Raw genomic sequence first — 14,568 nt, forward strand, 5'->3', positions numbered from 1 at the left:
GCCGCACTGCCCTGGAAGGGCAACGGGTTGGCGCACGGAAGGAAACGTCAAGCCGTAGACCTGCGGTCACCTGCTGACTGTCAGGGCGAAGCAGGCTGGACCACGGGCCGGGTGGACGGCGGATGGGACAGGAGCCGTGTCTCCACCAGCGGCCGCGAACGGCGTAGCACCGGCAGAACGCTGCTGCGGTCATCCGTCCAGGTGAGCTTTGGAGGCTCCACCAACTCCAGCCGGTGCACGCGCGAACTCGTCTCCACGAAGGTGCGGCCCCACGAGAACTCCGCATCCGGGCTGAGGATCATCCACTGGCTGCGCAGCGCATCCCCCTTCGTCTCGTTGACCACGAGCGTGGCGTACATCCCGAACGTCCGCGCGTGCGCCAGGGCGATGGGCACCAGGTCCAGGTGCACGTTGCTGATGTGCAGTGCCAGCACACCGTGCGGAGCCAGGTGCTTGCGATACACCGCCACCGACTCCTCCGTGAGCAGGTGCATTGGAATCGAGTCCGAGCTGAACACGTCCAGCGCCAGCACATCGAAGGCCTGTTCCTCGCCGTGCTCCAGCTCTCGCTCCAGCGAGATGCGCGCATCCCCCTCCACCACCTCCACCTTCGCCCCCGAGTCCTTCAGGAAGCTGAAGTAGCTCCCCTCCCCTTGCGCCAGGGAGATGACCTTCGGGTTGATCTCGTAGAAGCGCACCGTGTCGCCGGCCTGCATGAGCGCCGCGCTGGTGCCCACCCCCAACCCCATCACTCCGATGCGAAGTCCCGGGGGCAGCCCCACAGCCTCATGGACACGCCGGAACTCGGCGATGGCCAACCCCAGACCACTGTCCCAGGTGTAATACGCCGTGGCCTGCCGCCGTCGATCCGGAGAGGCGAACTGGACGCCATGGGTGATGGCGCCGTGCTTGAGTGAGAACTGGTGCCGGTATGCATTGCCCACTCCATTCTCCAGCACCTGCACCACCCCGAAGAAGTTGCGCGCCGTCAGCCGCAACCCCTTGCCGCTGTCCGCCACCGCCACCGCCAGCCCGCACGCGACGCCCGCCAACACGAAGACGCGCAGGTTCCGCCCCAACCGGGCCACCCCCTGCTCGCCCGCGGGCCGAGGCAGGAGCACCACCATCGCCACCCCGCAGCACGCCGCCAGCGCCAGCGGATACTCCGCATACGTATCGAACACGCGCGGCGCCACGACGCTGACGATGAGCCCTCCCAGCACCCCGCCCACCGACACCCAGAGGTAGAAGGCGCTCAAGTGCCGAGGCGCCGGCCGCAGGCGGTACAACTCGCCGTGGCACACCATGCAGCCCGCCAACAGCGCCCCGCCATATGCCAGCAACTGCAACGCCAGGGGGAAGTGCGGCCCCTCGAAGATGGAGCAGGTCACCCCTGCCACCGAGACGATGAGCAGCAGGATGCACACCCCGCGCGGGTACAGCGCCTCCCTCTCGAAGGCGAGGATGAAGGTGAGCAGGTAGATCGCCAACGGCAGCACCCACAGGAACGGCCCGGCCACCACGTCCTGCGAGAGCTGGTTCGTCGTCGCCAGCAGCAGCACCGACGCGCACGCGCTCAGCACCAGCCATGCCAGCGTCCGCCCCAGTCCCGGCCGAGTCCCCTCCTCCATCGGAGCCTCCGGAGCCACGGCCACTTCCGTCTTGGGCCCCGGCACTGCCGCCCGCTTCCAGAGATCCACCGCGCACGTCACGCAGCCCGCGACGAAGAGGACGAACCCCGCCGCCCAGCCCCAACCCTGCACGCTGCGCGGCACATAGGGCTCGACCAGGAAGGGATAACCCAGCAGCGCCAGCAACGAGCCCACGTTCGACAGCGCGTAGAGCCGATAGGGCGAAACCCCCGGCCGCGCACGGGCGAACCAGCTCTGCAGCAGCGGCGCCGTGGTGGACAGCACGAAGAACGGCAGGCCGATCGTCACCGCCAGCATCGCCAGCAGCCGGCCCGTGAGTCCCTCCACCCCACTCGGACGCCACTCGGGCCCGGGCGCCACGGGCGAGCCCACCCACAGCGCGCGCACGGCGAGCACCCCCACCGTCAGCCCCAACAACCCCAGGTGCAACTTCACCTGCGAGCGCGGCTTCAGGCGCGTGGCCACCCCATGCGAATAGGCGTAGCCGGCCAGCAGTGCCGCCTGGAAGAAGAGCATGCAGGCCGTCCACACCGCGGGCGTCCCGCCGAACCACGGCAGCGCGAACTTCCCCACCAGTGGCTGGACCCCGAAGAGCAGAAAGGCGCTGGTGAAGAGCGTGAGGGCGTACCGAGGCATCCGAGGGCTAGGCTACACCGCCAGAGCGAGCCTGCCGCATTCCAGGAGTGCGCCACGTGCCCGCCTGCCAGGGCCAGCGAGGGAGCATGCCCCCCCGAGCAGCTACTGCCGGGCAATCTGCTGCTGGATCTGTTTCCGCAGCTTCCTCACCTGGTCAAGGACTTTGGGGTCGAATCCATCCCCGAGGTCGGTGACATCCGTCTTCACGTCCTCATACACCCTGCAGACGAGCGCCAACTTGCGGTTCTCGCACCCCTGCTCCTCAGTCATCCTCGCGTAGAGGGTGCGCACCTGGGCCCACTCCTTCTGGAGCTCGGCGCTCTCCTTGCTGCGCGGTCCCTTCTTGGATGCCTTCGAGGACGAGGCCTTCTTGGCGGGCGCGGGGGGAGACGCGTTGGGCAGGGGAACGAGCATGTCGTCATCCACCGCCGCCTCCTCGGCTGTCTCCTTGGTGACGGGAGCCACAGCTTCGGCCGCGGCAGGAGGCACCACAGGCTCGGGAGGCGGTACCCCTGGAGCCGCAGTCCCTGCCGGAGCCACCGCCCCTGGCGTACCGCTCGGAGCAGGCTGCGGGCGGATGGGCACGGCCGGAGGCGGCCTGGATTTCGGCTCCGCCCCCAGATTCAGCATGAGCTCCAACTGAGGCAGCAACACCACGACCGCCGCGCCCGCCACCACCAGCAGCATGAAGCTCACCATGAGCCACAGCCACGAGCGCTTCTTCTCGGGAGCCGCAGCCGCAGCCGCGGCGCGCCGGGCGTCCTCGCGGTGCGTACGCCGTTCCCCGGGCCGGGTCGGAATTGGCGTCTTCCGGGTGTCATCCCGCGGATCCCGTGCCGCTTCCCCTCCATCCTCGATCTCGATGCCGACCGGATCCGAGTCCTCGCTCGGGGACTCGCTGTCCTCGGCCGGGAGCGGACGGGACGGGCCTCGCGCTGCGTTCGAGGCGCCTCGGGACACCGCAGGCAGACCACCCGCCGAGCCGCGCTGGCGCCGCGGAGGCTTCGTACGGTTGGCGGCCGAGTCCTCCAGCATGCCGCCGACGACGACCTGCTCCTCGGGCTCCTGCTGCCCCCGGAAGGCCGCCTCGTCCAGCACGACACGCGGCTGTGTGTCCTCCGCGGGCTTCGAGGAAGCCATCTGGTAGCTGGGGTGCGTGTCGTCCAGGCCTCGGCGGCTCGGCTCCGGAACGGCGTCGAGACTCTCGAGCGCCAGCTCCAGCGCGGGCGGCGAAGCGCCACGGGACCGCTCCCGCGAGCTCCCAGAGGGCTCGGGCTCCTCGGCAGCCTCCTGCGGCAGCTCCTCGTCGGGAACCGGAGGCGGAGAGGCCTCACGCACCGCGGGAATGGGGTTGGGAGGAGTGACGTACGACTCGGAAGACGAAGGCTGCCCCATGGGCCCCGTGGGCTCCAGGAACAAGGAATCGATCTCAGCGTCTTCCGACTCGGGCGCATGCGCAGCCGCGGGAGGAGGTGGAGGCCCCACGGACACGCGCTGGGTCTCCATGTTCCGGACAGCCGAGGCGCTGGCTGGAAGCGGTGGCGGCGGTCCCGCCCGCTGCGCATCGCCGAGCTTCGGAGCCGGCGCGCTCGCTGGAGGCGGCGGTGGAGGTATGGCCCCGCGCGGGGCATCCGAGGACTTCAGCGCGGCCCCACTGAGCGGCGGCGGAGGCGGCGGCACGGGAGCCCGAGGCGCCTCCAGGGTCCTCGCCGTGCCAGCGGTCGGCGCGGGCGGTGCAGCCCCGGGCGGAATGGCCGCCGAAGGCACATACGGAATGGGCACCTCCACCGTCGGCCCGGGCGCGCGAGGACTCGCGGGGGCTGCCGTGGGCAGCGGGGGAACCCGATCGTGAGGATCGGTGCGAACCTCCACCGTGACGGTCTCGGTGTTGGGCGAGGTGGACGCCAGCGACGGGCGCACCCGGGCGCGCGCGGCCGCATCCAGCGCCTCGAAGGACACCGCGGGGCGCGTATCGACCAGCGGCACCCCGGGCCGCGTCTCCTCCTCTTGCGCCGCGCCGCCGGGCCGGCTGCGCGGCGTGGGCTGGAAGGAGAGCGGCTGCGAGGGCGGATCCAACTTGATCGTCTTCGCTGGTAGGCTCGGCGGCGGGAAGCGCGCGCCCGGATCCGTGTCCAGCTCCGAGCGGGGAGGCAGGGGCAGCTCCCCCATCCGCTGCGCATCCTTGAGCTGCGCCAGCAGCTTGCGCTCGCTCTGGAACTCGACGGAGAACACGTCGCGCATGAAGCGGCTGACGCTCTCGGGCCCCGCGCTCGGGTCGATCTCCATCAGCACGCTGACCAGCCTGCCGCGGAACTCCTCGGCCGTCTGGAAGCGCTGGGCGGGATCCACCGCCAGCGCCTTCATCACCAGCTGCGCCACGGGCGGCGGGGTGAACGACTCCACCTCGAGCAGCGGGGTGATGCGCGGGTTGGCCACCGCGGACATCAGCTCTCCGGGGTGCACGCTGTCGAAGGGGTTCTTTCCGGTGATGAGCTCGTAGAGGCACAGCCCCACCGCGTACAGGTCGCTGCGGCGATCCACCTGCTGGTGCTTCGCCTGCTCGGGCGACATGTAGAGGAACTTGCCCAGGATGATGCTCGGGTTGGTCTTCGCCGCCGACAGCCGGCTCTTGGCCAACCCGAAGTCGATCACCTTCACCTCCCCCTCGTAGGAGATGAGGATGTTCTGCGGGGAGATGTCCCGGTGGACGAGGTTGATCTCCTTCTCGTCGTCGTCCCGCTTGCGATGCGCGTACGCCAGCGCGTCCAGCACGCGCCCCATCACGAAGAGCACGAAGGTGAGCGGCAGCGGCACGCCCTTGTCCCGCACCCGCCCGGCCACCTTGCGCAGGTCCTTGCCGTCCACGTACTCGAGGGCCATGTACGCATCGCCCTCGTGCAGCCCCATGTCCAGCACCTGGGCGATGGAGCCGTGGTGCAGCTTCACCAGCGTGCGCGCCTCACCCACGAAGCGGTCGACGAACTCCTTGTCCTCGGCCAGCTGGGGAAGGATCTTCTTGATGACGCACAGCTTCTCGAAGCCCTGCGCGCCCTCCAGCCGGGCGAGGTAGATCTCCCCCATGCCGCCTGTCGCCAGATGGGACAGGAGCGTGTACCGGCCGAACGGCTGCGGCCGGAAGGGGCGCAGCCGGGCTGAGGGAGCAGACGTGTTCATGCGGTGCGGAGGGCCACGGACTGCGCATTCAAGCCTGTTTCGGGGTTGGCTCTCAACCGGTCAACCGGACGCAGGGCCACTGAACCGCCTTTTCCCCGCCTACCTGACCCCCGGACTGGTGAGCTGGGGGACATCCTCCTCCAGCACTTCGAAGGCCGCCACCTTGTCCTTGGGGGGCCTCACGAGTCGCTCCCCCAGAGGGAGTACGTCGAAACGGGCCCCGATGGAGGCCAGCGTCTTGCCCGTAATCAGCACCTGCCCCGGCGAGGCGGTGGACGCCAGCCACCCGGCCACCGGCACCCCCTCGCCCACCGCGCTGAGGTCCAGCCGGGACTCCGGCCCGATCATCCCCACCAGGCCCTTGGTGGTGTGGATGGCGATGCGCAGCTCGCAGCGCTCGTCCGCGGGCCGGCGCGCCATGGTCCGCTGCCAGTCCGCCCGCAACGCCAGCCCCGTCCGGACCGCCCGGACGGGATCATCTGGCCGCCCCGAGGGGTAGCCGAACAGGGCCCGGACGGACTCGCCCACGAAGGCCTCCACCGCGCCCTCGAAGCTGAAGATGAGCCCGCCCATCTTCGCGTGGAAGTCGTTGAGCACGGCGGTGGCCCGCACCGAGCCGATCCGGGCGCTCAGCGCTCCGAAGCCCACCATCTCCGCATAGAGCACGGTGAGAGGCCGCTCCTCCAGGGCGGGCAGCCGGCCGCCGGTGCGCTGGGCCTCCGTGGCGCGGCGCTCGGCCACCTCCGGGGGGTGGAAGCGCTCCAGCGCCCGGCGCAGGCCCGCGTTGGTGCCACCCCCATCCCTCTGGGGCTGGTTCGCGAAGCGCTGCACCCCGCTGGCCACCAGGTGGGCCACGGCGGTGCAGGCCTCGAGCATCACCTCCAGGGTGGTTTCCGCCTCGGCCGGGGTATTGACGTAGAGCACGCCCGCGAAGGGCGCCTCGTGGCCGATGGGGATGCACAGCACCCGGTCCACACCATAGAGGATGACGCTCTCGCGGCCCGCGAAGCGCCGGTCATCCCGCACGTCGCCCACGGCCAGCGCACGGCCCTGGCGCAGGGCCTCCTCGACGATGGCGTCCGAAACGGGCACCTCGCCCTTGGCCAGCTTGCCCCGGTGACGCACCGAGGCAGGCACCAGGACGCCACTGGAGTGGCGCAGCAGCACCACGGCGGTGGTGGCCTCGGTGCGCTCGAGCACCCGGTCCATGGCGGATTCGAGGAAGGCGGGCAGTGCGTCGGCGGTCGCCAGCGCCTCCGCGGTGCGGAAGAGCAGGACCAGCGTCTCGTAGGAGACGCGGGGGCTGGCGGCACCCGGGGCAATCGGGGTGGCGGTCCCCGTAGCATTATCGAAGGGGACGGGCGCGAAGTTGTCGAGCGCGCGCAGCACGTCCAGGTCCTTCACGTTCTTGGCGAGGATGACGGAGGGCGCCACGTCCTCGCCCGTCCCGAAGCGGCGCACCCCGCCCGCGCCCAGGTCCACCATCTCCGTGGCGGCGCTCTCCACCGTGTGAGGCTGGCGGACGGAGAGGGTGTTCTCCCCCAGGGCGACGGTGTCTCCCGGGTTGAGGCCCCGGGTGCCCTGCAGGGGCTGGCCGTTGATGCGGCTGCCGTTGCGGCTCCCCAGGTCCTCGATGCGCAGAGCATCCCCATCAACGTAGAGACGGGCGTGCTTGCGGGAGACGAGATCTCCCCCGAGCACGATGTCGTTCTCATCCGCTCGACCGAGGCTCGTCACACCTTCGGGGAGATCGTATGGCGTGTCGAAGTAGCCCGGCCCGTTGATGATGATCTGCCACATCAGTTCCTCGAGATTACACGACCACCTTGGTTATCAGCGCGGTTCTCCATTCGGGTGCTGACGATTTCACGCGCGGAAGGAGCTGAAGGAGAGCGGCTCTATCGCAACGCGTCAATCGTGGATATTCTCGCGGCGCGAGTCCCAGAGCTGGAGCTCGCCATCACCGCTGAGGACGTACTGGAGGGCCGTGGGCGCCGACGGGAAGGCCTTGCGGACCTCCTGCCGCGCGCGGAGGACGGCGTCGGCCACGGGCAGTCCTGTGGCGAGATCGTGATGGAGGGCGGCCATGAAGGCCGTGCCGGCTTCGGCGTTCGGCCCGTCGAAGGCTCCGATGAACGCGCCCACGCCCAGGTCGGTGGCCAGGTCCATGAAGCCCTCGCGCCCTTCGAAGACGGAGGCGTCGGAAGCAGGCGCCGGCATCCGCAGGGCACGCGCCTCGGTGGCGTACCAACCGAAGACGGGAGGGGCGAACGCCGAGGAGGGCGCATTCAGCACCAGGAAGGGCAACCGCCCCCGGCTGAGAATGGAGCGCAAGGTGCCTTCCGAGAGGTCCACATCACCCGAGAGCTTCAGGAAGAGTTCTCCGTCCACCCGGCCCACCTGTCCCGAGTAGTGGAGAAGATCGGGGAGCCCTGCATCCAACTCCGCCATGACACGGGCGAAGGTGGCGTCGGCTCCATGAAGGACCGTGCAGGAGAAACCCCGCGCGAGCGGGTACTGGCGCGTGATGCGCTCGAGTTCCCGCTCCGTATTCCCCCCGCCTCGACCTCCGATGAGCAGGACTCGCGGCGTGGGACGAACTCGCGGAGCCCCTCGGGCCTTCTCGGGGACGCCGACGGGTACACGGACCAGCTTGCGCTGGAGGCACATCGGCTGGCCCTGGACCGGAAGGAGCTCCCAGGGGAACCACGACAGGCGGGGGGGAACTCGCAACACGAGCGGCGCTTGCGACGTACCCGCCCCTGTGCCCAGCACGTCGAGGACCTTCCAGACTCCATGCTTCTCGAAGATCCGCGTGAGTTCCTCGTAGCGCGAGGCGGGCAGCTCGCCACCCATCCCCTCGCCGGCCGCCTTTTGTAGGAACAGCCCTATCTCCCGGTTCAACGCGGCCTGGGCAATCCCGTCCGCCACCTCCTGGCCCTGGCGGGTGAGCCGGAACTTCACCTGCCCACGCACGAACCTTTCGAGGGCGAGCACATCCGGCCCGATAGGAGCGGGCTGCAGCAAGGCTTCCTCATCCGAGGCCTCCCCGCTGTAGCTCTCCAGCCCGAAGGACAACAGCGGAGATCCCAGGCTCTCCGGCGCTAGGCCAAGCGGAAACGTTTTGGGAGGCTCAGGGGGATCCACCACAAGAATGTTGGGCAGAACGCCTCCTGCAGCAGCCGTCGCTCCCCTGGCCGGGCCCGCAGCGGGAGCCGGAGCCGATGCTGGCGGCGACGGCGAGCCAGGCCACACGTTGGCCATCAGCCGTGAGAGCCCGGACTGCTGCGGGGGCGCCTGGTTGTGCGAAACCACCTGAGGGGGCGCCACGACCTGAGCCGCTTCGCGCCCCTCGGGCGACCTCCCGCCGACCGCTTGCGCCACGGGCTGCGGCAACACCGCCGCCTTCAAGTCCTCGAGGAACTGCAGCACCTGCCCGTGCTTTCCCTTCTCATAGGAGATGACGCGGATGCGCGCCGTGCGCCAGAGCACGTCCCGCTCCACCCGCCCCACATCCATCATCAAGGCGAAGCGCTCGGGGACGAAGCCCTTGAAGTGAGTGAGCTGCCGGTCCATCAGCAGCCGGAAGTCCGGGTCCGACAGCGAGTAGCCCACGAAGAACAGCGCCTTGGAGAGCAGCAGTCCGCTGAAGGCCTCGTTGAAGGCGGGGTTGGCGTGGATGATCTCGCTGTAGTCGTGCGAGGTGAGCACCACCGTGTCGGGCCGGTCGATGTCTCCGTGCGCCTTGAGGATGAACCTTCCTCCCTCGAAGAGCAGCCGGCCCAGAGGCTCCGTGTCCTTGTGCGTCAACGTCCTCGGGTAGCCGCCCAGCACCTTCGAGTAGGCCCGCTCCAGCAGCTTGTCGTAGTTCGTCGTCACCCACGCACTGAAGGGCAATTGCATCAGCACGTCGTGCGTCGCGGGGAGCGTGGCCTGATCGCCGCGAACCTTCTCCGTGAGGAACTGGTGGTAGGCCGGGCCCAGCTTGTCCCGGCAGAACTCCGCCACCTCCAGCAACTTGCCCCGCTTCACCAGCTCGCGAAGCTCGTCCTGGTGCTCCTCCCCCTCCGGCAGCGAACGGACCACCTCGTCGATGCCCATCTCCAACAGCGCACCCCATGTGGGCAACCCTGCTCCCGCCGACAGGCCCGCGCCGACGAACACCACGCACCGCTTCTCCTGGATGTAGCGGACGAGCAACCCGGGCAGCTTCGGAGTCATGGGGGACAACGATCGACCACCAGGCCGCTGCTTGCCAACCGCTAGCGGGAGCCGCTCCCCACATTCTCAGCACTCGGGAGGAAGCCTCCTCCACCGCCCGCCTGTCGTCTTTCCGACGCTCCAAGTGCGCTCCTCGGAAATGGCGTGGCCGGGAAGTGCGTTGCCCGCCATGAACACTGGCTTTACCGGACCGGCACGCGAACGCGGTGTGTCGAACCCTCTTCCGGTGCAGCAGCGCGCGGGCCGGCGACAACCTGAAGGTTGAGGCGGAAGATGAATGAGAGCCTCCATCCGCAGCTTGGGGCAGTAGCGCAGGAAAGTTCCGCGATCCAACGGGCATGCCTCACCTCAAGACATACAGAGGTGAGCTCCGTGCAGACGAGTCAGACATCCACCCACCCCACCGCGAGGCTCTGGAGCGAGGAAGGAGCGGTATGAAGCCCGTGGAAACCGAGCCGAAGCTCGTGGCCGTGACACGCCGCCGGGTGCTGCTGGTGGATGACAGCGCCACCTTCCTCCACGCGGTGATGGAGGAGCTGCGCAAGGACGGGTACGACTTGCTGGCGGCGGGTTCCGCCGAGGAGGCGCTCTCGCTGCTGAAGCGCGAATCGGTGGACTGCATCCTGATGGACCTGGTGCTGCCGGGGATGGATGGCATCGCGGCCTCGCGCATCATCCGGCTGGATCCGAGGATGGCGGCCGTGCCGCTGCTGATGTTCACCGCGCGCTTCGAGAGCCAGACGATGGCCGAGGCGCTCGCGGCCGGAGTGGACGCCTTCTGCCCCAAGGCGAGCGACCTGGGCCTGCTGCGCGCGCAGGTGCGCAACCTGCTGCGGCGGCGGACCACGGAGCCCGAATTCCCAGCCGTCACCCTGGCTCCCGCGTCGTCGAAGGCTGTGGCTGAAGAGCGCTCGCTGTTCGATCAGGTGGTGGCCATCTGCGGGCTGGCGCCGGTAGTGGCCGCGACGACGATTGCCCGGGCGTGCCAGCGGGCCAATGTGGATCCGGAGATCCTCGACGTGGACAAGCTCACCCAGTCGCTGCCCTTCATCCGGGATGCGCTGCGCATCTTCCTGACGGAGCATGAGACGCGCCGGCGCATGGTGAAGATCGAAGCGCTGACGCACGGCGGCAGGTTCGCGACGGCCGCCTGCGGACGGTAGTTCCCGCCTCTGGGTGCCAGCCGCGGCATTTCGGACCGCGGCTGGCGGGAGACTCAGAGGAAGCGGCTACGGGATGGCGACGACATCCCCCACGAGGGAGAAGCCCGACGAGTTCTGGCAGGCGGGGATGGGCGGCTGCGCGGACGCGCCGAGGCCACGGACCTCGGTGATGCCGGAGCTGGTGACGTCGTAGACGAAGATGCGACCCGCATTGTTGTCCCCCACGTAGGCCAGGCTGCCCACCACGGCAAAGCGGCCGGCGGACGGCAGGGCGCAGGAGCTATTGGCTGCCGGGCACTCGAGGACCTGGGTGGCGGCCACGGCGTCCTGCGCGTCGAGCAGTACGACGGCGGTCTTCTTCACTGCCACGAGGTTGTAGTTCGCATCATAGGTAGCGTCGCCCCCGCAGCTCACCAACAGCTTGTCGCCCACGGGCGCCAACCAACCCGGGTTGAGGCAGTTGTCGCCGAGCGACAGGTACGTCACCTCGAGGGACTGCGGATCGATCCGGGCCACCAGTCCGGGGCCGCCAGCACCGAAGGTGTTCGGATCCAGGTTGTTGAGGGTCACGTAGAGGCGGCCGTGGTGGGCAACGATGCCCGCGGGCGAGGGGACGGGGTTGCTGTCTTCGAACGGCTGGAGCGCGCCACCGGTGGGGAGCTGGATGTACGGCGTGCTCAGCTGGGGCTGGAGCGGGTTCTTCACATCGACGCGCGCCACCTTGCCTCCGGCGGACACATCACCCCCGAGGTTGCCGTAGAGCGTGACCCAGAGGTCCGTGCCGAGCTTCGCCATGGCGAACGGGTTGGTGTTGGCGCCGAAGTCCACGCTGGCCACGGGCTCGAGCCCCAGGCCCTGCGGGAAGCGGGTACCGTCGGTGAGCGGGCCCGGCTGCGTCTTGCGCTGGAGCACCAGGAGCGTATTGCTGGTGGAGTTGATGACATAGACGTAGGGGTCCTCCACGAGCACCTGGTTGGGAGCATTACCGGTATCGGGGGCTCCAGGCAGGACGGAGTAGTCCGTCAACCGGGCCTGGCGCAGCTTCTTCGCGGCATCGAGCACCAGCAACACGTCCTGCATGCCCGCCACAGTCTGCGGACGCTCGCCGAGCTGCCGGTTGGGGCCCTTGATGCTCGTGCCGGCCTGGATGCCCACCACCTGGCCGGTGTTGAAGCAGGCGGCGACGACGTCATAGGTGCACAGTCCCGCGTGGCAGCTCTTGGCATCGGTGCACGCGGTATCGCAGGAGCCGCAGTGTCCCGAGTCCTTCGCCAGGTCCACGCACGAGTTCCCGCAGACCGTGAGGCCCTGAGAGCAGGTCAGCTTGCACTGGCCGCTCTCGCAGACCTGGCCCGAACCGCAGACGATGCCGCAGCCACCGCAGTTGCGCGGATCGGACGCGGTGGCGACGCACGCCCCGGCGCACGCCTGGGTCCCTGCCTGGCACTGACAGGCACTCTCGACACAGACCTGTCCTTGTCCGCAGGCGACATTGCACGCGCCACAGGCCGTGGCCGTGCTGCTCAGGTCCACACAGCTCCCGTTGCAGTCCGTGAGGCCCTCGCCACACTCCACACCCTCATCCGGGCAACCTGTGAGCAGCAGCCCGAAGGCCGCCACCATCAGCGTCAACCACTTGGGAGCCGTCTGCGCCCACCTCATCTGTCTGCTGCTCATCGAGAGTCCATCCTCTGTTGGGGGTTCGAGGGGGAAGGACCGCCGAACGCCACCGCCAGCGTCAGGTAGGCGGAGCGGCCCGGAAGTGGGTAGCCGTCGAGATCCTCGGCGTGCACATCGAAGACGTTCTTCAGCTCCAGGGAGAGGGTCAGCTCGGGGGAGTGGCCCCAAGCGCTGGAGAGCCCGGCGTGGACGAGCGTGCGTCCCGGCAGCACGGCCTCCTCGGTGCGGTTGGTGAACTGGGCGGACTGGGCCGCCACCTCCACCCGGCCCGTGAGCCAGCGGGGGCCACCGGACACGCGCGCGCTCAGCTTGTGCCGAGGCCGGTACGGCAGCTCCTTGCCGTAGTAGCGCGGGTCATCGCGACGATTGCGAGAGACGAGCAGTGTGTAACCCAGCGTGCCCGCCACCCACGGGTACGGGCGCCACTCGCCCTCGGCCTCGAGCCCGGCCACGCTCGCGGCGGCGAAGTTGTAGGGCTTCGCGGCGAAGGGCGGGTACAGCTCATAGAGGATGAGGTCCTCATAGAGGCTGTAGAAGCCTCCGAGCGAGGCCAGCGAGTGCTCGGTGCGGTGCACCAGCGCCAGGTCCGCGAACAGCGCGCGCTCCGGACGCAGCGTGGGGTTGGGCAGCAGCACGCCCTGGCGCACGTACAGCTCCAGGAAGGAGGGAGCGCGGTGGGCCTGGCCGGCGTTGGCTCGCACTTCGAGGTTCGCAGGCAGCTTCAGCGTGGCGCCCAGCTTCGGAGAGAAGAGCGTGTACGGCCCCGCGCGCTCCACCCGAAGCGATGGCGCGATAACCAGTCGGCCTTCGGCCAGCCACAGCTCGTCCATCACCATGGCGCTGGAGTGCAACCAGTTCGGCCGGGAGTCCTCCTGGGTGGTTGCCTCCACGCCAGTGACATCCTCGGCGGACAGGGTCAGCGTCGCGGACACGATGTGCCAGCCGCCCAACGGCTTGCGCGCCTCCAGCTCCACTCCACCCACCCGCTGCACCTGGCTGCCTTGATTCGAAGCAGGCCCGCCGGACAAGCTGATGCGATCGCCTCGAAACCAGGCCCTCGCGGAGCCCCGAGCGCCACCGAGCTTGCCCGAGAGCCGCAGGCTCGTCGCCAGGCGCCCCGTGCTCTGCCGCGCATCTGGAATCGGATTTGTCGCGGTGCCCGCCAGCCCTCGGTCCTCGGCGGACAACTCGCCAAGCAGGTCCAGCGCGAAGCCGTTGCCCCACGCATGCCTCAACCGCAACAGCCCGCCTGCCTCGCGCGCGTCGTTGTTCGTCCGTCGGCGTTCGACGAGATCATCTCCTGGGAACGCGGGGCTCGGGTCGAAGAGGAAGGGGAAATCTCCCTCGGACTCACCGCCATGGAGGACGAGCAGCGCATCCACTCCCGGCAGCGGCCCCGTCGCGGACAGCCATCCCCGCTTCGTGTCCCAACTGCCGTAGGTGGCCTCTGCCGCCACACGGGGCTGCTCGCCGGGGCGATGGGTGATGACGTTCACCACGCCGCCCAGCCCTCCCGAGCCGTAGCGCGCACCGGCCCCACCGCGCAGCACCTCGAAGCGCTCCACGAGGGGCAGCGGCACGCGAGAGACATCGGCAATACCTCCCGCGCCGTTGAGCGGGATGCCATCCAGCAGCAGGAGCACGCCCGTGGGAGACGCTCCGCGAATCACCAGGCTCTTGCTCTGCCCGAAGCCTCCCGAGTCCTGCACCTGCACGCCTGGCGCGGTGGAGAGCACCTCGGCGGCATCCTTCGCCGCACCGCCAAAGTCAGCGGTCTCGATGACGGTGAGCGCGCCGGAGGGATCCCTCTGGCGGGCCGAGTCCAGGGTCTCGACCACGCGAGGCGCATGAACTTCCACCGTGGGGATGGGGCTCGCCTGGGGCTTGGGCTCGGAAGGAGCGGGGGCGTCCGCCGCGGGCGCGCTCTGGGCCCGTGCGATTGAACTCGCGATGACCGCCAGGCACACAAAGGCCCTGACGAGAAGAGACGGCCCCATGCTCCGCCTTCCGCTCTCTCCATCGAAGAGAGAAGGCCACCGATG

The 14,568-nt window shown here is 69.2% G+C and carries 7 protein-coding genes; 1 reads left to right on the top strand and 6 read right to left on the bottom strand.

Annotation, left to right across the window (positions count from 1 at the left end):
* Positions 1 to 80: 80 nt before the first annotated feature.
* The 4 genes from KY501_RS05635 to KY501_RS05650 form a co-directional block, all read right to left on the bottom strand.
* A complete protein-coding gene (locus KY501_RS05635) occupies positions 81 to 2,288 on the bottom strand; it encodes a fused MFS/spermidine synthase (protein ID WP_224361485.1) in 2,208 nt (735 codons plus the stop codon).
* 102 nt (positions 2,289 to 2,390) lie between these two features.
* Positions 2,391 to 5,462: a serine/threonine-protein kinase gene (locus tag KY501_RS05640; RefSeq protein ID WP_224361486.1), complete on the bottom strand. Its 3,072-nt coding sequence runs from the start codon at positions 5,460 to 5,462 to the stop codon at positions 2,391 to 2,393.
* A 99-nt stretch (positions 5,463 to 5,561) separates the two neighbouring features.
* A complete protein-coding gene (locus tag KY501_RS05645) occupies positions 5,562 to 7,262 on the bottom strand; it encodes an adenylate/guanylate cyclase domain-containing protein (protein ID WP_224361487.1) in 1,701 nt (566 codons plus the stop codon).
* A 111-nt stretch (positions 7,263 to 7,373) separates the two neighbouring features.
* Positions 7,374 to 9,683, bottom strand: a complete 2,310-nt coding sequence (locus KY501_RS05650) for an SIR2 family NAD-dependent protein deacylase (RefSeq protein ID WP_224361488.1) — start codon at positions 9,681 to 9,683, stop codon at positions 7,374 to 7,376.
* Positions 9,684 to 10,117: 434 nt separating this feature from the next.
* Here KY501_RS05650 and KY501_RS05655 point away from each other — a divergent pair, with 434 nt between their 5' ends.
* The gene (locus KY501_RS05655; protein ID WP_224361489.1) at positions 10,118 to 10,846 is read left to right on the top strand and encodes a response regulator; all 729 of its coding nucleotides are present in this window, start codon (positions 10,118 to 10,120) and stop codon (positions 10,844 to 10,846) included.
* A 66-nt stretch (positions 10,847 to 10,912) separates the two neighbouring features.
* On the opposite strand, the gene KY501_RS05660 is transcribed toward KY501_RS05655, so the two are convergent.
* Together KY501_RS05660 and KY501_RS05665 are read right to left on the bottom strand one after the other, a co-directional pair.
* Entirely contained in the window at positions 10,913 to 12,523 is a 1,611-nt protein-coding gene (locus KY501_RS05660) for an MXAN_6577-like cysteine-rich protein (protein ID WP_224361490.1), read from the bottom strand.
* On the bottom strand, positions 12,520 to 14,523 hold the full coding sequence (locus KY501_RS05665) for a TonB-dependent receptor plug domain-containing protein (protein WP_224361491.1): 2,004 nt from the start codon (positions 14,521 to 14,523) through the stop codon (positions 12,520 to 12,522). The genes KY501_RS05660 and KY501_RS05665 overlap by 4 nt, the downstream gene beginning before the upstream one ends.
* Between the last annotated feature and the right edge of the window lie 45 nt (positions 14,524 to 14,568).

Source organism: Hyalangium versicolor (genome assembly GCF_020103695.1).
Classification (GTDB): domain Bacteria; phylum Myxococcota; class Myxococcia; order Myxococcales; family Myxococcaceae; genus Hyalangium; species Hyalangium versicolor.